The 20,810-nt window shown below is 73.5% G+C and carries 23 protein-coding genes; 14 read left to right on the forward strand and 9 right to left on the reverse strand.

Translation table 11 applies throughout. The features are described from left to right. Positions 1-37 precede the first annotated feature (37 nt). From ABD230_RS09755 to paaZ, 4 genes are all read left to right on the forward strand, one after another. Positions 38-1,240: a thiolase family protein gene (locus ABD230_RS09755; protein WP_344372463.1), complete on the forward strand. Its 1,203-nt coding sequence runs from the start codon at positions 38-40 to the stop codon at positions 1,238-1,240. Then, a complete protein-coding gene (locus ABD230_RS09760) occupies positions 1,237-2,025 on the forward strand; it encodes an enoyl-CoA hydratase/isomerase family protein (RefSeq protein WP_344372467.1) in 789 nt (262 codons plus the stop codon). The genes ABD230_RS09755 and ABD230_RS09760 overlap by 4 nt, the downstream gene beginning before the upstream one ends. Continuing rightward, positions 2,022-2,918, forward strand: a complete 897-nt coding sequence (locus ABD230_RS09765) for a 3-hydroxyacyl-CoA dehydrogenase family protein (protein WP_344372470.1) — start codon at positions 2,022-2,024, stop codon at positions 2,916-2,918. Before ABD230_RS09760 ends, ABD230_RS09765 begins: the two co-directional genes overlap by 4 nt. 65 nt (positions 2,919-2,983) lie before the next feature. Next, positions 2,984-5,119: a phenylacetic acid degradation bifunctional protein PaaZ gene (gene paaZ / locus ABD230_RS09770; protein WP_344373290.1), complete on the forward strand. Its 2,136-nt coding sequence runs from the start codon at positions 2,984-2,986 to the stop codon at positions 5,117-5,119. Between the two features lie 40 nt (positions 5,120-5,159). On the opposite strand, the gene ABD230_RS09775 is transcribed toward paaZ, so the two are convergent. The 4 genes from ABD230_RS09775 to ABD230_RS09790 form a co-directional block, all read right to left on the reverse strand. Next, positions 5,160-5,630, reverse strand: coding sequence for a GNAT family N-acetyltransferase (locus tag ABD230_RS09775; RefSeq protein WP_344372475.1), 471 nt, complete (start codon positions 5,628-5,630; stop codon positions 5,160-5,162). An 89-nt stretch (positions 5,631-5,719) separates the two neighbouring features. Then, entirely contained in the window at positions 5,720-5,902 is a 183-nt protein-coding gene (locus tag ABD230_RS09780) for a hypothetical protein (RefSeq protein WP_344372477.1), read from the reverse strand. Positions 5,903-5,956: 54 nt separating this feature from the next. Next, on the reverse strand, positions 5,957-8,053 hold the full coding sequence (locus tag ABD230_RS09785; RefSeq protein WP_344372480.1) for a RecQ family ATP-dependent DNA helicase: 2,097 nt from the start codon (positions 8,051-8,053) through the stop codon (positions 5,957-5,959). Between the two features lie 72 nt (positions 8,054-8,125). Continuing rightward, positions 8,126-8,893: an SGNH/GDSL hydrolase family protein gene (locus ABD230_RS09790; protein WP_344372485.1), complete on the reverse strand. Its 768-nt coding sequence runs from the start codon at positions 8,891-8,893 to the stop codon at positions 8,126-8,128. An 88-nt stretch (positions 8,894-8,981) separates the two neighbouring features. Between ABD230_RS09790 and ABD230_RS09795 the strand changes: the two genes are divergently transcribed. The 4 genes from ABD230_RS09795 to ABD230_RS09810 all read left to right on the forward strand — a co-directional run bounded on the left by ABD230_RS09795 (position 8,982) and on the right by ABD230_RS09810 (position 11,926). After that, positions 8,982-9,563 carry a TetR family transcriptional regulator gene (locus ABD230_RS09795; protein WP_344372488.1) on the forward strand — a complete coding sequence of 194 codons (582 nt, stop codon included), beginning with the start codon at positions 8,982-8,984 and terminating at the stop codon, positions 9,561-9,563. Then, positions 9,560-10,330: an ABC transporter ATP-binding protein gene (locus ABD230_RS09800; protein WP_344372491.1), complete on the forward strand. Its 771-nt coding sequence runs from the start codon at positions 9,560-9,562 to the stop codon at positions 10,328-10,330. Before ABD230_RS09795 ends, ABD230_RS09800 begins: the two co-directional genes overlap by 4 nt. Further along, entirely contained in the window at positions 10,327-11,169 is an 843-nt protein-coding gene (locus tag ABD230_RS09805; RefSeq protein ID WP_344372494.1) for an ABC transporter permease, read from the forward strand. Before ABD230_RS09800 ends, ABD230_RS09805 begins: the two co-directional genes overlap by 4 nt. Positions 11,170-11,293: 124 nt before the next feature. Then, complete coding sequence (locus ABD230_RS09810) at positions 11,294-11,926, forward strand: hypothetical protein (RefSeq protein ID WP_344372496.1); 633 nt, start codon at positions 11,294-11,296, stop codon at positions 11,924-11,926. Positions 11,927-11,948: 22 nt separating this feature from the next. On the opposite strand, the gene ABD230_RS09815 is transcribed toward ABD230_RS09810, so the two are convergent. The 4 genes from ABD230_RS09815 to paaI all read right to left on the reverse strand — a co-directional run bounded on the left by ABD230_RS09815 (position 11,949) and on the right by paaI (position 15,034). Next, positions 11,949-12,332 (reverse strand): SpoIIAA family protein, encoded by a 384-nt coding sequence (locus ABD230_RS09815; RefSeq protein WP_344372499.1) that lies wholly within the window; start codon positions 12,330-12,332, stop codon positions 11,949-11,951. A gap of 232 nt (positions 12,333-12,564) precedes the next feature. Beyond that, on the reverse strand, positions 12,565-13,170 hold the full coding sequence (locus tag ABD230_RS09820; protein ID WP_344372502.1) for a TetR/AcrR family transcriptional regulator: 606 nt from the start codon (positions 13,168-13,170) through the stop codon (positions 12,565-12,567). Between the two features lie 34 nt (positions 13,171-13,204). Next, positions 13,205-14,467, reverse strand: coding sequence for a phenylacetate--CoA ligase PaaK (paaK, locus tag ABD230_RS09825; protein ID WP_344373292.1), 1,263 nt, complete (start codon positions 14,465-14,467; stop codon positions 13,205-13,207). A gap of 99 nt (positions 14,468-14,566) precedes the next feature. Continuing rightward, on the reverse strand, positions 14,567-15,034 hold the full coding sequence (paaI, locus tag ABD230_RS09830) for a hydroxyphenylacetyl-CoA thioesterase PaaI (protein WP_425546209.1): 468 nt from the start codon (positions 15,032-15,034) through the stop codon (positions 14,567-14,569). A 142-nt stretch (positions 15,035-15,176) separates the two neighbouring features. Between paaI and paaA the strand changes: the two genes are divergently transcribed. The 6 genes from paaA (at position 15,177) to ABD230_RS09860 (ending at position 20,073) form a co-directional block, all read left to right on the forward strand. Beyond that, the gene (gene paaA / locus ABD230_RS09835; RefSeq protein WP_344372506.1) at positions 15,177-16,148 is read left to right on the forward strand and encodes a 1,2-phenylacetyl-CoA epoxidase subunit PaaA; all 972 of its coding nucleotides are present in this window, start codon (positions 15,177-15,179) and stop codon (positions 16,146-16,148) included. Positions 16,149-16,209: 61 nt separating this feature from the next. Then, entirely contained in the window at positions 16,210-16,515 is a 306-nt protein-coding gene (gene paaB / locus ABD230_RS09840) for a 1,2-phenylacetyl-CoA epoxidase subunit PaaB (protein ID WP_067948099.1), read from the forward strand. Then, entirely contained in the window at positions 16,512-17,378 is an 867-nt protein-coding gene (paaC, locus tag ABD230_RS09845; RefSeq protein WP_344372511.1) for a 1,2-phenylacetyl-CoA epoxidase subunit PaaC, read from the forward strand. Before paaB ends, paaC begins: the two co-directional genes overlap by 4 nt. Before the next feature lie 83 nt (positions 17,379-17,461). Continuing rightward, positions 17,462-17,962 carry a 1,2-phenylacetyl-CoA epoxidase subunit PaaD gene (gene paaD, locus ABD230_RS09850; RefSeq protein WP_344373297.1) on the forward strand — a complete coding sequence of 167 codons (501 nt, stop codon included), beginning with the start codon at positions 17,462-17,464 and terminating at the stop codon, positions 17,960-17,962. Continuing rightward, a complete protein-coding gene (gene paaE / locus ABD230_RS09855) occupies positions 17,962-19,185 on the forward strand; it encodes a 1,2-phenylacetyl-CoA epoxidase subunit PaaE (protein ID WP_344372513.1) in 1,224 nt (407 codons plus the stop codon). Before paaD ends, paaE begins: the two co-directional genes overlap by 1 nt. Before the next feature lie 114 nt (positions 19,186-19,299). Further along, complete coding sequence (locus tag ABD230_RS09860; protein ID WP_344372515.1) at positions 19,300-20,073, forward strand: enoyl-CoA hydratase/isomerase family protein; 774 nt, start codon at positions 19,300-19,302, stop codon at positions 20,071-20,073. A gap of 26 nt (positions 20,074-20,099) precedes the next feature. Here the strand turns inward: ABD230_RS09860 and ABD230_RS09865 are convergent, their stop codons facing one another. Beyond that, a complete protein-coding gene (locus ABD230_RS09865; RefSeq protein WP_344372518.1) occupies positions 20,100-20,714 on the reverse strand; it encodes a histone deacetylase in 615 nt (204 codons plus the stop codon). Positions 20,715-20,810: the final 96 nt, after the last annotated feature.

A 20,810-nucleotide genomic window follows, 5' to 3' on the forward strand; every position in this document is an offset into this window, starting at 1 on the left:
CGGCGCCGCCGTCCGGACGACGTGGTCAGGAGCAGGCATGGCGGAGGCGTATCTCGTCGGCGGGGTGCGGACCCCGGTGGGTCGGTACGGAGGGGTGCTCGCGAGCGTTCGGCCCGACGACCTCGCGAGCCTCGTCGTCGGCGAGGCGATCCGTCGCGCCGGCCTCGAGTTCGACGCGCTCGAGGAGGGGGCGATCGACGAGGTCATCCTCGGCGCCGCGAACCAGGCGGGCGAGGACAACCGGAACGTCGCGCGGATGTCGGTGCTGCTCGCCGGTCTCCCCGACTCGGTGCCCGGCATCACCGTCAACCGCCTCTGCGCCTCGGGCATGTCGGCGATCACCATGGCGTCGCAGGCGATCCGCGCCGGCGATGCGGACCTCATCGTCGCCGGCGGCGTCGAGTCGATGACGCGTGCGCCCTGGGTGCAGGCCAAGCCCGAGAAGCCCTGGGCCAAGCCCGGCGAGGCCTACGACACGTCGATCGGCTGGCGCTTCCCCAACGCGAAGCTGCTCGCCCGCGACAAGGCGACGTTCTCGATGCCCGAGACCGCCGAGGAGGTCGCCCGCGTCGACGGCATCACCCGCGAGGACGCCGACGCCTTCGCCCTGCGCAGCCAGCAGCGCGCGGTCGCCGCGATCGACGCCGGCCGGTTCGAGGCCGAGATCGTCGGCGTGCCCACCGCGAAGGGCGAGGTGCTCGTCGACGAGGGCCCGCGCCGCGAGACCTCGCTCGAGGTGCTCTCGACGCTCCGCCCCGTGGTGAAGGGCGGCTCGGTCGTGACGGCCGGCAACTCGAGTTCGCTCAACGACGGCGCGAGCGCGATCGTCGTCGCGAGCGGCGAGGCCGTCGAGCGCTACGGACTGACCCCGCGCGCGCGGGTCGTCGTCGGCACCGCCGCCGGACTCGCACCCGAGATCATGGGCCTCGGTCCCGTGCCGGCGACCGAGAAGGCGCTCGAGCGGTCGGGCGTCTCGCTCGACGACATCGGCTCGGTCGAGCTCAACGAGGCCTTCGCGACGCAGTCGCTCGCGAGCATCCGCCGGCTCGGACTCGACCCCGAGCGGGTCAACGTCGACGGCGGCGCGATCGCGCTCGGGCATCCGCTCGGCTCGTCCGGCGCCCGGCTCGTCGTCACGCTCCTCGGCCGCATGGAGCGCGAGGGCTCCCGCTACGGCCTCGCCACCATGTGCGTGGGCGTCGGCCAGGGCAGCGCGCTGATCGTCGAGGGCGTCCGATGAACGCGCCGGATGTCGCGGTCTCGCCGGACACGCCGTCGCCGCTCCTCGTCGAGCGCGCCGACGATCGCGTCGTCGCGACCCTGAATCGGCCGGACAAGCGCAACGCGATCGACCAGGCGACGATCGACGCCATCCACGCGCTGTGCGCGGAGCTCGAGGCCGACCCGCGCATCCTGATCATCACGGGCACCGACGGCGTGTTCGCGTCGGGCGCCGACATCGCGCAGATGCGCGAGCGCACCGCGGCCGACGCGAGGGCGGGCATCAACGCCAACGCGTTCATCCGCATCAACGAGCTGCCGATGCCCGTCATCGCCGCGGTCGACGGCTGGGCGCTGGGCGGCGGCGCCGAGCTGGCGTTCGCCGCCGACATCCGCATCGCCACGCCCGACGCCAAGTTCGGCAACCCCGAGACCGGGCTCGGCATCATCCCGGCGGCAGGCGCGACCTGGCGGCTGAAGGAGCTCGTCGGCGAGGCGCGCGCGACCGAGCTCCTGCTCACCGGCCGCATCGTCGACGCCGCCGAGGCCCTCTCGATCGGGCTGATCACGGGCGTGCACCCGACGGCGGACCTGCTCGCCGAGGCCCACGCCGTCGCCGACCGCATCGCGAAGAACGACCGCGCGGCGACGATGGCGACCAAGCGCGTGCTCCGCGCCCCTCGCGCCGACCACCCCCACGTCGACCTCGAGGAGCAGGCCGTGCTGTTCGAGAGTCCCGAGAAGCACCGTCGCATGACCGCGTTCCTGGAGCGCCGGGCCGCGAAGCAGAGGAGCGCCGAGTGACCGACCCGACCACGACTCCCGCCGTGCCCGCCGCGACCCCGTCGACGCCCGAGCGCGTCGGCGTGCTCGGCGGCGGCCGCATGGGCGCGGGCATCGCGCACGCGTTCCTGCTCGCAGGCTCCCGCGTGACCGTCGTCGAACGCGACGACGAGGCCGCCGACGCGGCGCGCACGCGCGTGCTCGACTCCGTCGCGGCATCCGTCGCCCGCGGCACGACCGACGAGGCCGCCGACGCGATCGCCGCGCGGCTCGCCGTCGCGACCGATGCCGCCGAGTTCGGCGGGGCCGACCTCGTGGTCGAGGCGGTGCCGGAGGACCTCGGCCTGAAGGTCGACGCGCTCACGCGCGTCGAGGCGGTGCTGGGGGCGGATGCCGCGCTCGCGAGCAACACGTCGTCGATCTCGATCGACGTGCTCGCCGAGCGGCTCGAACGCCCGGCCCGGTTCCTCGGCCTGCACTTCTTCAACCCGGTGCCCGCCTCGACGCTCGTCGAGGTGGTGCGCGGCACCGCGACCGACGGCGCGCTGGTCGAGCAGGCGCGCGGCTGGGTCGAGGCGATCGCCAAGGCGCCGATCGTCGTGCACGACGCCCCGGGCTTCGCATCGAGCCGCCTCGGGGTCGCGCTCGGACTCGAGGCGATCCGCATGCTCGAGGAGGGCGTCGCCTCCGCCGAGGACATCGACACCGCGATGGTGCTCGGCTACAAGCACCCCGTGGGCCCGCTGCGGCTCACCGACCTCGTCGGGCTCGACGTGCGGCTCGGCATCGCCGAGTACCTGGCAGGCGAGCTCGGCGAGCGCTTCGAGCCGCCCGCCCTGCTCCGCCGCATGGTGGCCGAGGGCAAGCTCGGTCGCAAGACCGGCGAGGGCTTCCACGTCTGGGACGCGCAGTGACGCGCGCCGACACCGACACGGCCGGCGCGAGCGCGGCCGACACGAACACCACCGAGGAGACCAGAATGACCGGCATCCTGCCCAGCTACGTCCGCGACGCATGGTGGACGCCCGACGCCTCCGCCGAGGCATCCGCCGCCGAGGTGCGCGACGCGTCGACCGGCGAGGTCGTCGCCCGGGTGTCGACCGATGGGCTCGACCTCGGCGCGGTGCTCGAGCACGCCCGCACGGTCGGGCAGCGCTCGCTCGGCGAGCTCACCTTCCACCAGCGGGCCGTGCTCCTCAAGCAGATGGCGCTCGCGCTCACCGAGCGCAAGGCCGAGCTCTACGAGGTGTCGGCGCGCGCCGGCGCCACCAAGCGCGACTCGTGGGTCGACATCGACGGCGGCATCGGCGTGCTCTTCACGTACTCGTCGAAGGGCCGCCGCGAACTGCCGAACGCGAAGGTCGTCGTCGACGGCCCGGTCGAGCCGCTGTCGAAGGACGGCTCGTTCATCGGACGCCACGTCTACACGCGGCTGCCCGGCGTCGCCGTGCAGATCAACGCGTTCAACTTCCCCGTCTGGGGCTCGCTCGAGAAGTTCGCGCCCGCGTTCCTCGCCGGTGTGCCGACCGTCGTGAAGCCCGCGACGCCGACCGGCTACCTCGCCGAGGCGTTCGTGCGGATCCTCGTCGAGTCGGGCCTCCTGCCGGCCGGCTCGCTCCAGCTGGTCTCGGGCAGCGTGCCGGACCTGTTCGACCACCTGCGGCTCGGCGACCTCGTGGGCTTCACCGGCTCGGCGTCGACCGCCGAGAAGCTGCGGGCGCACGACTCGGTTCAGACGGGCGGTGTGCGGTTCACGAGCGAGACCGACTCGATCAACGCCTCGGTGCTCGGCTCCGACGCCCTGCCGGGCACGCCCGAGTTCGACGCGTACATCGCACAGCTCGTCGTCGAGATGACCTCGAAGGCCGGGCAGAAGTGCACCGCGATCCGCCGCGCGATCGTGCCGGCCGAGGCGGTCGACGCGGTCGTCGACGCGGTCCGCGAGCGACTCGCCGCCAAGGTCGTGCTCGGCGACCCGCGCGCCGAGGGCGTGACCATGGGGCCGCTGGCCTCGCTCGCGCAGCGCGACGAGGTGCTCCGCCAGGTCGCGCGCCTCCGCGAGGCCGGCGGCGAGGTCGTCGTCGGGTCGACCGACGCGCCCGACGTGGTGCTCGCGGACGGCTCGACGGGCCCCGACCCCGAGGGCGCGTTCGTCTCGCCCATGCTCCTGTCGTTCCCGGATGCCACGGCCGCGGCCGTGCACGAGGTCGAGGCCTTCGGTCCCGTCGCCTCGGTCATCGGCTACGACTCCCTCGACCAGGCGGTCGACCTCGTCGCGCGCGGCGGCGGCTCGCTCGTGACGAGCGTCGCCACCCACGATCCGGATGTCGCGGTCGCACTCGCGTCCGGCATCGCCGCGATGAACGGCCGCCTCCTCTTCCTCGACCGCGACGACGCGCGCACGTCGACCGGACACGGCTCGCCCGTGCCGCACCTCGTGCACGGCGGACCCGGCCGCGCCGGCGGCGGCGAGGAGCTCGGCGGCATCCGCGCCGTCATGCACCACATGCAGCGCACCGCGGTGCAGGGCTCGCCGGCCATGCTCACCGCCCTCACCGGCGTCTGGCACTCGGGTGCCGAGGCGCGTCCGTTCGCGGAGTCGGGCGAGCGCCACCCGTTCCGGAAGTCGCTCGCGGAGCTCCGCATCGGCGACCAGGTCGCCTCCCCCGCGCGCACGGTCACGCTCGAGGACATCGAGACGTTCGCGCACTTCACGGGCGACACGTTCTACGCGCACATGGACGAGGCCGCGGCGGCGGCGAACCCCTTCTTCCCGGGTCGCGTCGCGCACGGCTACCTGCTCGTCTCGTGGGCCGCGGGCCTGTTCGTGGATGCCGCGCCGGGCCCCGTGCTCGCCAACTCGGGCCTGGAGAACCTGCGCTTCATCACGCCGGTCTCCCCCGGCGACTCGATCCGCGTCGAGCTCACGGCCAAGCAGATCACGCCGCGCGAGACCGACGAGTACGGCGAGGTGCGCTGGGACGCGGTGCTGAAGAACCAGGACGACGAGCTCGTCGCGACGTACGACGTGCTCACGCTCGTCGCGAAGGAACCGACGGGCGACGCCGACGGCGACGCGACCGTGGGCGCCGACGCGCAGGTGCAGCCGGCCTGACGGCCGGCGACGGCGGGGTGGCGATCGGGCCGCCCCGCCGTCAGGGGTGCTCGGCGGGCTCGCGGAGGTCGAGCCACATGAGGCCGAGGCGGAAGCCGGGGGCGGCCTCCACCTCCCGTTCGAGCTCGGCGCCCATCGCGGCGTAGAACCCCGTCGCCTCGGGATCGGACAGGATGCGCATGCGCTCGTCGAGTCCGCGGGCGACGCCCGTCGCGCGCTCGAAGAGCCGACGGCCGAGTCCGGTTCCGATCAGGTCGACGGCGAGGAACATGTGGACGAGGTCGACGAATCCGTCCTCCTGGGAGAGGCTGTAGAAGCCGACCGACCGGTCGTCGTCGACCAGCACCTCGACCGTGTTCGACCCGATGAACTCCGGGGTGGGCAGGTCGTGCTCCCTGAGATGCTGCACGGCCTCGGGGAAGTTGACGTCGTGGCCCCAGTACGCGACGCCGGCCAGCGTGAGTTCGCTGAGCGCCGCCGAGTCGTCGGGGCGTGCGGTTCGGAACTCCATGGCCTCGACGCTAGCGCGGCGACCCCGTCCCTCCTCGGGGCGGCACGCGCTCGGCCGAGCAGCTCGATTCATCTCACGCTGACGAGCAGCTACCGCTCGTCGTCGATCTCCCTGCCCCAGAACGCCGCCTCGTCGTGCGGGCGCACCTCGGCCTCGGCCCGGACCGAGCGGACGATCCGGGTCGCCTCGACGGCCGAGTTCCCGCGATGCCGCGCGGGTCGCGGGGGCGGCGAGCCCGTGGTCGGCTTCCCGGTCGAACGTCGCCGCCTCACGGTCCCACAGCTCTCGAGTCATCGATCGATCGTAGGTCCCGGGGCCGACGTGGGTCAGCCGCGCAGCGCGAGCACGAACGGCAGGACGGCGGTCGCCCCGGCCCGACGCAGCGTCCGGGCGGCGACCGTGAGCGTCCAGCGGCTGTCAGCCTGGTCGTCGACGAGCAGGACGCCGCCCGGGGGCACGTCGAGCCCGTCGGCGGAGAAGCGCTCCCAGACGTTCGCCAGCCGGAACGCGCTGTTGCCCCCGGGCGCGCCCGTGGGACCGCCGTCGACCGGGGCGAGCTCGCCGAGGTACGGCAGCCGGCCGATGCCGGCGATGCCCTCCGCGAGCGAGGCGACGAGCTGCGGACGCGTGCGGGACGGCACGGCGGCGACGGCGACGGGGCGCTCGGTCCAGTCCCACTCCGCGAGCACGCGCACGCACGCGTCGAGCACGCGCGGCGGCACCGGAGCGTCCGGAGCACCGGCCGCGAACAGCTCCCGCATCGCAGCGCCCCAGCCGAGGTCGGTGAGCCGCGCGAGCGCGCGGCCCTCGTCGGCCTGCTCGTCGGCCGCGATGCGGCCCTTCACGGGCACGCCGAGCCGGTCGGCGCTCGTCGGCCAGGCGCGGCGCGGCTCGATCGGCACGCCCACCCGGTCGAGCGCGGCGGCTGCGGCGGCGGCGACGTCCGCGTCGACGTCGCCCGGGTACCACGCCCCCGCGCACACGTCGCAGCGGCCGCAGGGGGTCGCCGTGTCGTCGTCGAGCGAGCGCTGCAGGAACGCCATGCGGCACGACTCGCCCTGCTCGTACTCGAGCATGTGCTGCTGCTCGGCCTCGCGCTCCTCGGCGATGCGCCGGTAGCGCTCCGCGTCGTAGGTCCACGGCTCGCCGGTCGCGACCCATCCGCCCCGCACACGGCGCACCGCGCCGTCGACGTCGAGCACCTTGAGCAGCAGTTCGAGCGGGGTCCGCCGGATGTCGACACGCGCCTCGAGCGCGGGCGTCGACAGCGGCACGTCCGACAGTTCGCCGATGACCCGGCGCGCCCGCTCCTCGTCGGGCATCGACGCGGTCGCGAAGTAGTGCCAGATCGCGCGGTCCTCGCGCCCCGGCAGCAGGAGGACGTCGGCGTTCTCGGTCGCACGCCCCGCACGGCCGACCTGCTGGTAGTACGCCACGGGCGACGACGGGGCGCCGAGGTGCAGCACGAAGCCCAGGTCGGGCTTGTCGAAGCCCATGCCGAGCGCGCTCGTGGCGATGAGGGCCTTGACCTCGTTCCGCTTCAGCAGCCCCTCGGACTCCTCGCGCTCGTCGGGGTCGGTCTGGCCGGTGTAGGCGCGCACGTCGTGCCCGCGCTCGCGCAGCACGCGTGCGGTGTCGACGGCGGCCGAGACGGTGAGCGCGTAGACGATGCCCGAGCCCGGCAGCTCGTCGAGGTGCTCGTCGAGCCAGGCCAGTCGGCTCGCCGAGTCGGGCAGTCGCAGCACGCCGAGGCGCAGCGACGACCGGGCGAGCGGCCCGCGGATCGTGAGCACGTCGGTGCCGAGCTGCTCGGCGACATCCGCCACGACCCGGCTGTTCGCGGTCGCGGTCGTCGCGAGCACGGGCACGTCGGCGGGCAGCTCGGCGATGAGGTCGCGCAGGCGCCGGTAGTCGGGCCGGAAGTCGTGGCCCCAGTCGCTGATGCAGTGCGCCTCGTCGACGACGAGGAGGCCGAGGCGGCGCACGAGCGCCGGCAGCTGCTCCTCTCGGAACGACGGGTTGTTCAGGCGTTCGGGGGAGACGAGCAGCACGTCGACGTCGTCGGCGTCGAGGCGCCGCAGCACGTCCTCCCACTCGTGCGGGTTGGTGGAGTTGATCGAGACCGCGCGCACGCCGGCGCGCTCGGCCGCGGCGACCTGGTCGCGCATGAGCGCGAGCAGCGGCGAGACGAGCACGGTCGGCCCGGCGCCGCGTTCGCGCAGCAGCAGCGTGGCGACGAAGTAGACCGCGGACTTGCCCCACCCGGTGCGCTGCACGACCAACGCGCGGCGACGGTCGGCCACGAGCGCCTCGATGGCCTCGAACTGGCCGTCGTGGAACTCGGCGTCGTCGCGCCCGACGAGCGCGCGGAGCGCGCCGAGGGCTCGGGCGCGGAGGTCGAGGGTCGTCTCGGGGGAGGGCATGCCTCCATGCTCGCCGATGCGTCCGACAGGTGCGGCACCGGATCGTCGTCGCGACCGCGCCGTCCCGAAGGGTCAGTCGGTGTAGGACTCGATGGTCGCGGCGAAGCGGGCGGCGACGTAGGCGTAGCCGGCGTCGTTGAGGTGCAGTCCGTCGCCGGCGTCGAACCGCGGGGAGTTGCGCTCGTTGAGCCACGGCACCGGCGACTTCGGGTCGACGTAGATCGCGTCGGACTCCTCCGCGCCCGTGGCGATGGCCTCGAGGCGGGAACTGCGGTCGACGCCCTGGGCGAGGGGCTCGAGCGGGCCGAACACGACGATGGCCGCCTCGGGCCACCGCTGGCGCGCGATGTCGACGGCGCGGATGACCGCGACCGTCTCCTCGCGCGGGGGCGCGAGGAAGTCGTTGAGCCCGCCCTGGAAGACGATGATGTCGTACTCCGTGCCGCTCGCGGCGTGCGCCGAGATCCGCTGGTCGTAGGCCAGGTCGGTGCGTCCGTCGGACGCGTTGCCCTTGGTGAAGCCCGTGCCGCCGACGGCGTCGATCGTCGCGTTCCACGAGAGCGCTTCGGCGGCCGCCCGGGCCCAGCCGAGGTCGGGCTTGGTGGCGCCGATGCCCTCGGCCCACGAGTCGCCGACGATGAGGACGGTCGGGTCGTCGGGGATCGTCGTCAGCGGGTTGGCGGGGACGCGCTCGCTCTCGGGCAGTTCGGTCGAGGCGAGCGGGCCGACGGCGAGCGTGATGCTGGTGACGGCGCCGGCCACGGCTCCGACGAGGGTCGCCACCGCGACGCGCACGATGTTCCGGGCGCGCGAACGGGCAGGGCGGATCACGTCGGGCACGACTCGATGGTAGAACACGAGCCCGAGTGTTCGGGGGATGCGCGCTGAACGCTTGTGGAATGAAATGTGAGTCACTAACATTCTGAGGGTGACCACGACCGAGCTCTCCCCGAAGCGCGCGCGCACGCGCCAGCGGCTCGTCGACCGCGGGCTCGAGCTCATCGAGCGCGACGGCTACGACGAGACCTCCGTCGCGCAGATCGCCGCCGCTGCGGGCGTCAGCGAGATGACGTTCTTCCGGTACTTCGCCAGCAAGGAGGCGCTGGTCCTCGAGGACCCGTACGACCCGATGATCGCGTCGGGCATCGCGCGCGAGCCGCGCGACCTCCCCCCGATCCAGCGCGCCGCCCGCGGCATCCGCTCGGCCTGGCAGGCGGTGCCCGAGCCCGACCACCCCGAGATCCGCCGTCGCGTGCGCATCGGCTCGCGCACGCCGGCCCTGCGCGGGGCGATGTGGCGCAGCACCGGCAACACCGAGCAGGCGATCGTCGCCCGGCTCGTGGCCGACGGCGCGCCGGCCTTCGAGGCGCGCGCCGCGGCATCCGCCGTGCTCGCCGCCCTGGTCACGGGCCTCTACGCGTGGGCCGACGGCGAGATCGACACCCTCGGTGCGGCCCTCGATCGGGCCCTCGACGTCGTGACGGGCGAGCAGACGGAGGCGACGCCGTGAGCGCCGCAGCGGCCGAGGCGCCCCGGCTCGAGGCCCGCATGGTCGCCCGCGCCTTCCGCGGTGGAGCAGGAGTGCACGGCATCGACCTGACCGTCGAGCCCGGCGAGATCCACGCGCTCGTCGGCCTCAACGGCGCCGGCAAGACGACGCTCATGCGCCTGCTGCTCGGCATGCTGCGGCCGGACTCGGGCGCGGTGCGCGTGCGCGGCCGCGACGTGGCCGAGGCGGATGCCGCGACCTGGGCCCGCGTCGGCCAGCTCGTCGAGCATCCGCTCGCCTACGCCGAGCTGACGGGCCGCGCGAACCTCGAAGCCGCGGCCCGACTGCACGGCCTCGAGCCGCGACGCATCCCGGACGCGGTCGATCGCGTGGTCGAGGAGTTCGCCCTCGCGCGGTACGCGGGGGTGCGCGCGAGCCGGCTCTCGCTCGGCAACCGGCAGCGGGTCGGCGTGGCGGGTGCGCTGCTGCACGACCCCGACGCCGTCGTGCTCGACGAGCCGACGAACGGGCTCGACCCGGCCGGCGTGATCGTGCTGCGCGAGTCGCTGCTGCGACGCGCGGCCGCGGGCGCGGGCATCCTCGTCTCGAGCCACCACCTCGACGAGGTCGCCCGGGTGGCCGACCGCATCACGGTCATCAACGACGGCCGCGTCATCGGCGCCCTCGACCCCGCGGGCATCGACCTCGAACGCGCGTTCTTCGCCCTGGTGCACGAGGACGACCGGGCCCGCACCGCCGACCCGACCGAGCAGGAGGATGCCGCATGAGCCCCCGGGCGACTCGCACCGACGCCCCGCCCCGCGCGACGGCGCACGCGCCACGGCGGCGACGCCCGCTCGCCCCGTTCGCGGGCCTCGGCGCCGCCGTGGCGGTCGAGGCGCGCAAGGCGACCGCGTCGCGCGTGATGGCGTCGACCACGGTGCTGCTGGTCGCCGGCATCGGCGCGCTCGCACTCGTGATGCTGCTCGCCGCGGCATCCGGCGAGGAGCAGGTGCTCGCCAAGCTCGGACCGCTCGCCGGGGTGCCCGGCTGGGCCGGGCTCGTCGGGGTCGTGCTGCAGATCACCGCCGCGGCGGGACTGCTCGCCTTCGGCGTCGCGCTGAGCTGGACGTTCGGCCGCGAGTTCGCCGACGGCACGGTCGCCGCGCTGTTCGGCCTGCCCGTCTCGCGGGCGGCGATCGCGCTCGGCAAGCTGCTCGTCTACGCCGCCTGGTCGGTCGGCGTCGCCGTCGCGCTGACGGCGGTCGTCGCGGTGCTCGGGTTCGCCATGGGGTTCGGCACGACGGATGCCGCGGGCGTCGGCGAGCTGGTCCGGATCCCTGTGCTCGTCGTGCTCTCCGCGCTCATCGCCGTGCCCGCCGCGTGGGTGGCGACCCTCGGGCGCGGGCTGCTGCCGGGCATCGCCGCGACGATCGCGATCATCGTGGTCGCGCAGGTGTCCGCGCTGGCGGACGTCGGCGCCTGGGTGCCGCTCGTCGCACCCGCCCTCTGGGCGATCGCGCCCGGAACCGTGCCCGCCGCCGCGCTCGTCACCGTGCCGTCGGTGCCGCTCGTGTTCGGCGTGCTCACGACGTGGGCGTGGTCGCGGCTCCAGCTCGACCGGTGATCCCGAGCCGGGGGCGCGGGCGTCGACGGTCGGTCGACTTGACCCGCGACCGGCGCGCCCGTCACGCTGATCGGGTCGGTCGCGCACCGGGCGATCGCGCCGCGCGGCCGGCGGGAAGGCCGACATGCCCCACGATCATCCGCTCCACACCGACCTTCGCGTCCGCTGCCTCTGCTGCGAGAGCGTGCAGCCGTTCCGGTTCGCCTCGCCCTCCGACCAGGTCGTCTGCGGCCACTGCCGCGCGCACCTCGGCCCCGAGAAGGCCGAGCGCCGCGATCGCGAGCACGTCGCGCTCTGGCGCGGCATCGTCGACGCGCAGGAGCGCGACGCCCGCGACGCCGCGGACGAGGCCGCGTCGCAGGCCGAGTCCGCGGCGGAGACGATCGCGCGCCTGACGGCCGAGCGCGACCAGCTGCGCGCCGGCGTGCTCGATCGGGGGAGCGAGGCGGGGGCGGCGATCCACGACGGGCTGCAGGACGACCTCGTGCGCCGGGCGCGCCGCGCGACCGAGCTCACCACGCGGCGCGTCGACAAGGCGATGGTCGCGCTGTGGCGGCTGCAGGCGTTCCACCACCCCGATCCGAAGCGGCCCGGTTCGTGCACGTGCGGCCGGCCGCTGCCGTCGTGCGGCGAGAGCCGGATCCTCGAGGGCCAGCGGCAGGAGATGCTCGACTGGGAGCGCCGCAACCTCGAGCTGCTCCGGGCCGGGAAGCGCCACGGCCTGCCACCCGAGCATCCCGAGGTCGCGCGCGCGTAGGCGGCCGCGACGCCCGTGGCGGTCAGCTGCGCGCGGCGGCCGCGCCAGCCGCCACCCACGCGACGGCGTCGTCGAGGTGCGCGATCGGGAAGACCTGGAACTCGCCCGGCACCAGGCCGCCGAAGGCGACGGCGATGCCGATGAGCACGTCGCGGTCGGTCACGAACGCCGCCCGGTCCCACGCCGACAGCGGGCGGCCGATGAGCTTCGCGTCCTCGAGCATCGCCCCGAGCGAGTAGTGGTCGAACTCCTCGCCGAGCACGATCACGAAGTCGAGCACGCCCCGGGTGTCGATCGCGTCGTCGATCGCGGGGTCGAGCACCTCGCGGTAGTCGGCGGCGGTCACCGTCCCGATCGCGCGGAACCCGATCACGCCCTCGGGCAGGTCGTCGAGCAGTTCGATCATCGTGTCCCCCTCCCGGTCAGTCTCGCAGCGGCCCGAGCGGATGTCACGGCGCTCGGCCATCGCGCCGGCCTCGGACGCCGCGTCGATTCGGGCAGGCTCCGGTACCTCGGTACCTCGGTACTTCGGTACTTCGGTACCGAAGTACGCGGCGGAACCTCATCCGCCGAGCGACCCGAACCAGCGACCTCGAACGGACGAACCGGACGGGCGACCCGAGGGAGGACCACGCTCCTCAGGAGGTCGGCACCCGCAGCCCGTCGAGTGCGACGGCGACGACGTCGTCGGCGAGTCGATCGGCGTCCTCGCGTCCGCCGGGGCGGTACCACTCGACGATCGAGTTGATCATGCCGAAGAGCAGCCGCTCGACGACGCGCACGTCGATGTCGCTGCGCAGCGTGCCCTCGGCCTGCGCCTCGGCGACGAGCGCGGTCACGCGCTTGTCGAACGCGCGCCGACGCGCGAGCGCGCGTCGTTCGACGTCGGTGTTGCCGCGCACGCGCAGCAGCAGGGTCACGTACGGCAGCTGCTCGACGAGCACGCGGACCGCGCCGCGCAGCACGTGGTCGAGCCGGTCAGCCGCCGTTCCCGTGGCCGCCCCCGCCTCGTCGAGGACGCCCTCGAGCGAGCCGAGCGCCTGGTCGAGCGCGCGCTCGAGGATCTCGTCCTTCGACGTGAAGTGGTGGTAGATCGCCGACTTCGACAGGCCGAGCCGGTCGGCGAGCACGCCCATCGACGTCGCGTCGTAGCCGTACTCGTTGAAGGCGGCGACGGCGACCTCGAGGATGCCCTGCTGGTCGTAGCCCGGGCGTCCTCGTCGGAGCATCGTGTTCCCTGACATCCGCTTCAGTCTGGCATCCCGGCGACGAGGCGCATCAGCGCGGCTCGCGCAGGTCGTAGACGCGCTTGTACTTGCCCTCGCTGCGCGGCAGCGTGCCGGGCTCCTCGAGCCGGACCGACACCGAGGAGCCGATGAACTCCTTGATCCGGCCTGCGAGCACCACGGTCGCGGCCTGGCAGGCCTCGATCTCGAGGTCGGGGTGGCGCTCGATCCGCACCGTGAGGTCGTCCATGTTGCCCGTTCGCGTGAGCTCGAGGATGAAGTGCGGCGTGAGGTGCTCGATGCCGAGCACGAGCTCCTCGATCTGGGTGGGGAACAGGTTCACTCCGCGCAGGATGATCATGTCGTCGTTGCGGCCCGTGATCTTCTCCATGCGGCGCATGCCGGGGCGCGCGGTGCCGGGCAGCAGGCGGGTCAGGTCGCGGGTGCGGTAGCGGATGACCGGGAAGGCCTCCTTCGTCAGCGACGTGAAGACGAGCTCGCCCTTCTCGCCGTCCGGCAGCTGGTCGCCGGTCTCGCCGTCGATGACCTCGGGCAGGAAGTGGTCCTCCCAGAGATGCGGGCCGTCCTTGGTCTCGAGGCACTCGTTGCCGACGCCCGGTCCCATGACCTCGGAGAGGCCGTAGATGTCGACGGCGTCGATCCCGAGGCGGTCCTGCAGGCGCTGCCGCATCTCGTTCGTCCACGGCTCGGCGCCGAGGATCGCCGTCTTGAGCGACGTCGAGCGCGGGTCGATGCCCGCCTCCTCCATGGCGTCGGCGATCGTGAGCAGGTAGCTCGGTGTGCACATGATGGCGTCGGGCTCGAAGTCGCGGATGAGCTGCACCTGGCGTGCGGTCTGCCCGCCCGACATGGGGATGACGGTCGCGCCGAGCTTCTCGATGCCGGCGTGCGCGCCGAGGCCGCCCGTGAACAGGCCGTAGCCGTAGGCGTTGTGCACCTTCATGCCCGGGCGCACGCCGGAGGCGCGCAGGCAGCGGGCGACGAGCGTCGCCCAGCGGTCGAGGTCGTCGTGCGTGTAGCCGACGACGGTGGGGCGACCGGTCGTGCCGGAGGAGGCGTGGATGCGCGCGACCTGCTCCATCGGCACGGCGAACATGCCGAACGGGTAGGTCTGCCGGAGGTCGTCCTTCGTCGTGAAGGGGAGCTTCGCCACATCCGCCAGGGTCTGGATGTCGTCGGGGTGCACGCCGTGCTCGTCGAACTTGCGGCGGTAGAGCGGGACGTTCTCGTAGGCGTGGCGCACGGTCCACTGCAGCCGCTCGAGCTGGAGGGCCTCGATCTCGGCGCGCGACATGCGCTCCTCGGGATCGAGCTCGTCGGGCGCGGCGGGCACGAGGCCCGAAACGGAGGGGGACTGCGGAAGGGTCGTCGTCGACACGGTGGCTCCCGGGGGTCAGATGGTGCGGTTGGTGGAGATCGAGCGGCCGCGGAACTCGGCGACGGCGTCGCCCTGCTCGTCGACGACCGTGACGTCGTAGAGGCCGGTCCGGCCGCTGCGGGCCCGGCGCACCGCGGTGGCGGTGAGCGTCTGCCCGGCGACGGTGGACTTCAGGAAGGTGATGTCGGCGCCCGCGGCGACGGTGACCCGGTGGTCCTCGTTGCACGCGATCGCGAAGGCCGTGTCGGCCAGCGTGAAGACGAGTCCGCCGTGGGTGATGGCGAACCCGTTGGTCATGTCCTCCCGCACGCGCATCGACACGACCGCGTGGCCGGGGTCGTCGCGTTCGACGATCATGCCGAGCATGGCCGAGGCGAGGTCGCGCTGCATCATCTCGCGGTTGAGGCGATCGGATGCCGCGGCATCCGCCTGCTCGTCGGCCGGTCGGTCGCCGCCCTGGCGTTCGGTCGCGACATCCGTCATGCGCTGCTCCTCATCGAGTGCGGGGGAGTCGCCGGCGGCCCTGATTGCCCCGGCGCAGAACCTCAGCATATACTAACTGAACGATCGGTTGGTAAGTGGTCCGACACCGCACCATCCGGTCCCGAGAGCATTGGAGTCGACGATGACCGCACCCGCCGACCTGACCGTGGTCGAGAACGAAGCCGCGCAGGCGCGCTTCGACGACCTCATCGCGCAGGACTCGCGCATCGAGCCGCGCGACTGGATGCCCGACGCGTACCGCAAGACGCTGATCCGCCAGATCAGCCAGCACGCGCACTCCGAGATCATCGGCATGCAGCCCGAGTCGAACTGGATCTCGCGGGCGCCGAGCCTCAAGCGCAAGGCCATCCTCATGGCCAAGGTGCAGGACGAAGCCGGCCACGGGCTCTACCTCTACTCCGCCGCGCAGACGCTCGGCATCGGGCGCGAGGAGATGATGCAACAGCTCATCGAGGGCCGCGCGCGCTACTCGTCGATCTTCAACTACACGACGCCGACGTGGGCCGACATGGGCGCCATCGGATGGCTCGTCGACGGCGCAGCGATCTGCAACCAGGTGCCGCTCTGCCGCGCCTCCTACGGCCCCTACGGCCGCGCGATGGTGCGCATCTGCAAGGAGGAGTCGTTCCACCAGCGGCAGGGCTTCGAGATCCTGCTCGAGCTCATGCAGGGCACCGAGGCGCAGCGCGAGATGGCGCAGGACGCGGTGAACCGCTGGTACTGGCCCTCCCTCATGATGTTCGGCCCGCCCGACGACGAGTCGCCGAACTCGGCGCAGTCGATGGCGTGGAACATCAAGCGCTTCTCCAACGACGACCTGCGTCAGCGCTTCGTCGGCATGCTCGTGCCGCAGGCCGAGGTGCTCGGCGTGACCCTCCCCGACCCGAACCTGAAGTGGAACGAGGAGCGCCAGGCGTACGACATGAGCGAGATCGACTGGCACGAGTTCCACGAGGTGCTCGCCGGTCGCGGCCCCGCGAACGCCGAGCGCCTGCGCCGCCGCCGCGAGGCCCACGAGGAGGGCGCCTGGGTGCGCGAGGCCGCCGCCGAGTACGCCCGCAAGCAGGCCGCGAAGGCGGCTGCGGCCGCCTGACCCGGCGCCGACCACACAGACCCACGGCCCGCGACGGAGCGGACCGAGACGAGGAGACGAGATGAGCACCCCCGGCGAGACCGGCACCGAGGCCTGGCCCCTGTGGGAGGTCTTCGTGCGCGCCAACCGCGGACTGAGCCACGTGCACGTCGGGTCGCTGCACGCGCCCGACGCCGACATGGCCGTGCGCAACGCCCGCGACCTGTACACCCGACGCAACGAGGGCGTGTCGATCTGGGTCGTGCCCGCCGACGCGGTCACGACGAGCGACCCCGACGCGAAGGGCGCGTTCTTCGAGAGCCCCGCGGGCAAGAACTACCGGCACGCGGTGTACTACACGAAGTCCGAAGGGGTGAAGCACCTGTGAGCGGCGAGCCCCACGCCGGCGACCTCGACCCGCACGGCGACGTCACGGTCGACCGCGTCGCGCTCGCCGAGGAGTTCGCCGGCGAGGCGGCCGGCGCCGGCCACGCGGCATCCGCCGACGTCGCGGCCTACGCACTCGGCCTCGGCGACGACGCGCTCGTGCTCGCCCAGCGCCTCGGCGACTGGATCACGCGCGCGCCCGAGCTCGAGGAGGACGTCGCGCTCGGCAACATCGCCCTCGACCTGCTCGGCCACGCGCGTTCGCTGCTGCACTACGCGGGCACCCACGACGGCCGCAGCGAGGACGACCTCGCGTACTTCCGCGACGAGCCCGAGTTCCGCAACGCCTGGCTGTTCGAGCAGCCCAACGGCGACTTCGCGCACACCATCGCCCGGCAGCTCGTCGCGTCCACCTACCTCGTCGAGCTCTACCGGCGCCTCGAGGCGTCGACGGATGCCACGCTCGCCGCGATCGCGGCGAAGGCGTCGAAGGAGGTCGACTACCACCGCGACCACGCGATCCAGTGGACCCTCCGCCTCGCGGGCGGCACCGACGAGTCGCGCCGCCGCATGATCCGCGCCGTCGAGCAGACCTGGCCGTACGTCGACGAACTGTTCCGCGACGAGGACGTCGTCGCGCGGCTCGCCGATGGGGGCATCGCGCCGCTGCCGTCGTCGCTCCGCGAGCCGTTCGACGCGGTGATCGACCAGGTGTTCGCCGAGGCCGACCTCGCGCGGCCGGAGGGCCGCACCGCGTTCACCGTCGACGGCCGCGGTCGCGAGGGGAAGCACACCGAGCACCTCGGGCCGATGCTCGCCGAGATGCAGGTGCTCGCGCGCGTGCACCCGGGAGCGTCGTGGTGACCGCGGCCGAGGTGCGGCCCGGCGCCGACGTGCGCCCCGACGCCGTCGTCGAGACGGGCGCCGAGGCATCCGTCGCTCGACCGGTGCCGAAGGACGCCGCCTCGCGCGTCGCGTGGGACGTCGCCGCGACCGTGACCGACCCCGAGGTGCCCGTGCTCACCATCGAGGACCTGGGCGTGCTCCGCTCGGTCGCCGTCGACGAGGACGGCGGCGTGCACGTCGAGCTCACGCCGACCTACAGCGGATGCCCCGCCATGGACGCCATGCGCGACGACGTCGTGCTCGCGCTCACGCACGCGGGCTACGACGAGGTCGACGTGCGCATGGTGCTCTCGCCGGCGTGGACCACCGACTGGATGAGCGAGGCCGGCAAGGACAAGCTCCGCGCCTACGGCATCCAGGCGCCGAGCGGCAGCGCGCCCGTGCGCGACGCCGGGCCGATCCGCCTGCAGCTGGCGGTCAAGTGCCCGCGCTGCGACTCGCTCAACACCCGTGAACTCGCCCGCTTCGGCTCGACCTCGTGCAAGGCGCTCTACGAGTGCCGCGACTGCCTCGAGCCCTTCGACTACTTCAAGGTGCTCTGATGGCCGCGATCAACCTGGGCTCCACGGGAGCCCCGACCGTCCCCGCCCGGTCCGGCTCCGGCACGCTCGACACGGATGCCGCGATCGCCGACGCGTTCCTCGCGAGCGCGGTCGGCGGCGACACCGCCCCCAAGCGTCGGCGCGCGCGCTTCCACTCGCTCGAGGTCGCCGAGGTGCGTCCGCTGACGGACGACTCGGTCGAGGTCACGTTCGCGGTGCCCGACGAGCTCGCCGACGACTACACGTACCTGCCCGGCCAGTACGTCGCGCTGCGGCGCGACTTCGACGGGCACGAGCTGCGCCGCTCGTACTCGATCTGCCGGCCGCCCGTGCGCGGAAGCGTGTCGGTCGCCATCAAGCGCGACCTCGGCGGTCGGTTCTCGACGTGGGCGAACACCGAGCTCGCCGCGGGCGACCGCATCGACGTGATGAGCCCGCAGGGCACCTTCACCTCGGGCCTCGACTCGCTCGACGGCAAGCACGTCGTCGGCATCGCCGCCGGCTCGGGCATCACCCCGCTCATGGCGCTCGCGCACACCGTGCTCGCCCGGTCCGACGACGCGCGCTTCACGCTCGTCTACACGAACCGGTCGACCCGCGACGTGATGTTCCTGGAGGAACTCGCCGAGCTGAAGGACCGCTACCCCGCCCGGCTCGCGCTGCACCACGTGCTCTCGCGCGAGCAGCGCACCGCACCGCTCCTCTCGGGACGCATCGACGCCGAGAAGCTCGAGCGCATGCTCGACGCGCTCATCCCGCCGTCGACGGTCGACGAGTGGTTCCTGTGCGGGCCGTTCGAGCTCGTGCAGCTCGCGCGCGACACGCTCGAGGCCCGCGACGTGCCCGTCGGCCGGGTCCGGTACGAGCTCTTCACGACCGACGCCGACCGCGCCACCGAGCCCCGGCACGGCCGGCCCGTCACGGTCGAGCGCGGCGAGCCGACCGTCGCGATCGAGTTCACGCTCGACGGCCTCTCGTCGACCGTCGACAGCCCGGTCAGCGCGAACGAGTCGATCCTCAACGCGGCGCTCCGCGTGCGCTCCGACGTGCCGTTCGCGTGCGCGGGCGGCGTGTGCGGCACCTGCCGCGCACGGGTCGTCGACGGCAGCGTCAACATGACCGAGAACTACGCCCTCGAGCCCGAGGAACTGGAGCGCGGATACGTGCTCACCTGCCAGTCGCACGCGACATCCGACCGCGTCGTGGTCGACTACGACGTGTGAGCCGTCCGCGGCACCAGCCCCGCCGAGTGAGACCGCTGCCGCCGAGTGATGCCGGCGCACCGGGATCCCTCGGCGCGACCGGCATCACTCGATGACGAGAGAGAAGAGAGACGGATGATCGACCTCGAGATCCACGACGGCGTGGCCGAGATCACGCTGAACGCGCCCGCGAAGCTCAACGCGCTCGGCGAGGCGGCGCTCGCCGAGCTCGGCGAGGCGTACGACCAGGCCGAGTTCACGGGCGTGCGCGCCCTCGTGCTGCGCGGCGAGGGCCGGGCGTTCTGCGCCGGCCGCGACATCGCCGGCGTCGACCCGCGCGACGACGACGTGCACGGCTACCTCGGCGGCCTCGTCGAGCCGCTGCTCAAGCGGATGTCGCGCTTCCCCGCGCCGACCTTCGCGGTCGCGCACGGCGCCTGCCTCGGCGTCGGCCTCGGGCTGCTCATCGCCTCCGACATCGTCTACGTCGCCGACACCGCCAAGGTCGGATCGCCGTTCAAGAACCTCGGCGCGACGCTCGACTCGGGCGGCCACGCACTGTTCACCGAGCGGCTCGGCGCGCACCGCACCATGGACCTGATCGTGACCGGCCGGCTCATGTCCGGCAGCGAGGCCGTCGCGGCCGGACTCTTCTCGCGGGTCTTCCCGGCGGACGAGGTGCTCCAGGAGACGCGTGCCGCCGCGCACGCCGCGGCATCCGGCCCCACCCAGGCGTTCGTGGCGTCGAAGCGCCTCGTCGCCGAGCTGCGGGACCGGCGCGTCGGGCTCTGGACGTCGATGGCCGAGGAGAACCGCGCGCAGGCCGCGCTCTGCGACACCGAGGACTACCGCGAGGGGTTCGCGGCCTTCCAGGAGAAGCGCACGCCGCACTTCACCGGGCGCGCCTGAGGCCGGGCGCGCCTGCGGCCGGTGCGTCAGGCCGCGACGCGGGCCAGGTCGGCGATCGCCGTCGGCGACCACCTCGGTCGCGCGCCGGCGAGCGCGGCGAGGTAGCGTCCGACGATGCTCGGCGGCCAGCCCCGGGACTCGTGCAGGCCCTCGGCCATCGTGCGGAGGTACGGGGCCGAGGGGGCGGCGACGTCCCGGTCCCCGTCGCCCGCGAGCGTGACCATGGGTATGCCGCGCCGGGCCCCGACGCGCAACAGCGTGCGGTACCGACCGGGGCCCAGGTGCAGCCGCCCGGTCGACGGGTGCAGCCGGCGCAGGTCCAGGGCGGCCTCGACCGGGGTGCGGGTCTCCTGGGCCAGCACGTCGGCGAGCTGGCCCACCGTGAGCAGGTACGCCCGGCCGGCGACGCTGCCGCGCGCGTGCGGGTCGTAGGTCGCCATCCCGCCGCCCCACACCCGCGAGCGGCCGCCGAAGTAGACGGCACCGGGCACGGCGACGGGCGCGTCCTCGGCGGGCGCGGTGCGGTCCCGGCAGCCCACGTAGGTCCGGGCTCCGCCCTCCGGGCGGCCGCCGGCGACGTAGCAGCGGAAGCGCGCGGAACTCAGGTTCGACCCGTAGGCGACGTACCAGACGCGATCCACGGTCCCTCCTCGGCACGGGCGGTGCCTCGGGCCCATTGTGCGCAGAGGTCGCGGAGTGCCGCAACGCCCCCCGGCTGAGCCGGCGCCCGCCGGCTC

The organism is Agromyces tropicus (assembly GCF_039531345.1).
In the GTDB taxonomy this organism is placed as follows: domain Bacteria; phylum Actinomycetota; class Actinomycetes; order Actinomycetales; family Microbacteriaceae; genus Agromyces; species Agromyces tropicus.

Excerpts from the sequence above, each read along its gene's own strand:
- ABD230_RS09860 (WP_344372515.1), top strand. The coding sequence starts at position 19,300 with ATGATCGACCTCGAGATCCACGACGGCGTGGCCGAGATCACGCTGAAC.
- paaZ (WP_344373290.1), top strand. The coding sequence starts at position 2,984 with ATGACCGGCATCCTGCCCAGCTACGTCCGCGACGCATGGTGGACGCCC.
- ABD230_RS09805 (WP_344372494.1), top strand. The coding sequence starts at position 10,327 with ATGAGCCCCCGGGCGACTCGCACCGACGCCCCGCCCCGCGCGACGGCG.
- ABD230_RS09815 (WP_344372499.1), bottom strand. The coding sequence starts at position 12,332 with ATGATCGAACTGCTCGACGACCTGCCCGAGGGCGTGATCGGGTTCCGC.
- paaK (WP_344373292.1), bottom strand. The coding sequence starts at position 14,467 with ATGTCGCGCGCCGAGATCGAGGCCCTCCAGCTCGAGCGGCTGCAGTGG.
- ABD230_RS09820 (WP_344372502.1), bottom strand. The coding sequence starts at position 13,170 with ATGTCAGGGAACACGATGCTCCGACGAGGACGCCCGGGCTACGACCAG.
- paaA (WP_344372506.1), top strand. The coding sequence starts at position 15,177 with ATGACCGCACCCGCCGACCTGACCGTGGTCGAGAACGAAGCCGCGCAG.
- paaE (WP_344372513.1), top strand. The coding sequence starts at position 17,962 with ATGGCCGCGATCAACCTGGGCTCCACGGGAGCCCCGACCGTCCCCGCC.
- paaI (WP_425546209.1), bottom strand. The coding sequence starts at position 15,034 with ATGACGGATGTCGCGACCGAACGCCAGGGCGGCGACCGACCGGCCGAC.
- paaB (WP_067948099.1), top strand. The coding sequence starts at position 16,210 with ATGAGCACCCCCGGCGAGACCGGCACCGAGGCCTGGCCCCTGTGGGAG.
- ABD230_RS09810 (WP_344372496.1), top strand. The coding sequence starts at position 11,294 with ATGCCCCACGATCATCCGCTCCACACCGACCTTCGCGTCCGCTGCCTC.
- ABD230_RS09760 (WP_344372467.1), top strand. The coding sequence starts at position 1,237 with ATGAACGCGCCGGATGTCGCGGTCTCGCCGGACACGCCGTCGCCGCTC.
- ABD230_RS09775 (WP_344372475.1), bottom strand. The coding sequence starts at position 5,630 with ATGGAGTTCCGAACCGCACGCCCCGACGACTCGGCGGCGCTCAGCGAA.
- ABD230_RS09755 (WP_344372463.1), top strand. The coding sequence starts at position 38 with ATGGCGGAGGCGTATCTCGTCGGCGGGGTGCGGACCCCGGTGGGTCGG.
- ABD230_RS09785 (WP_344372480.1), bottom strand. The coding sequence starts at position 8,053 with ATGCCCTCCCCCGAGACGACCCTCGACCTCCGCGCCCGAGCCCTCGGC.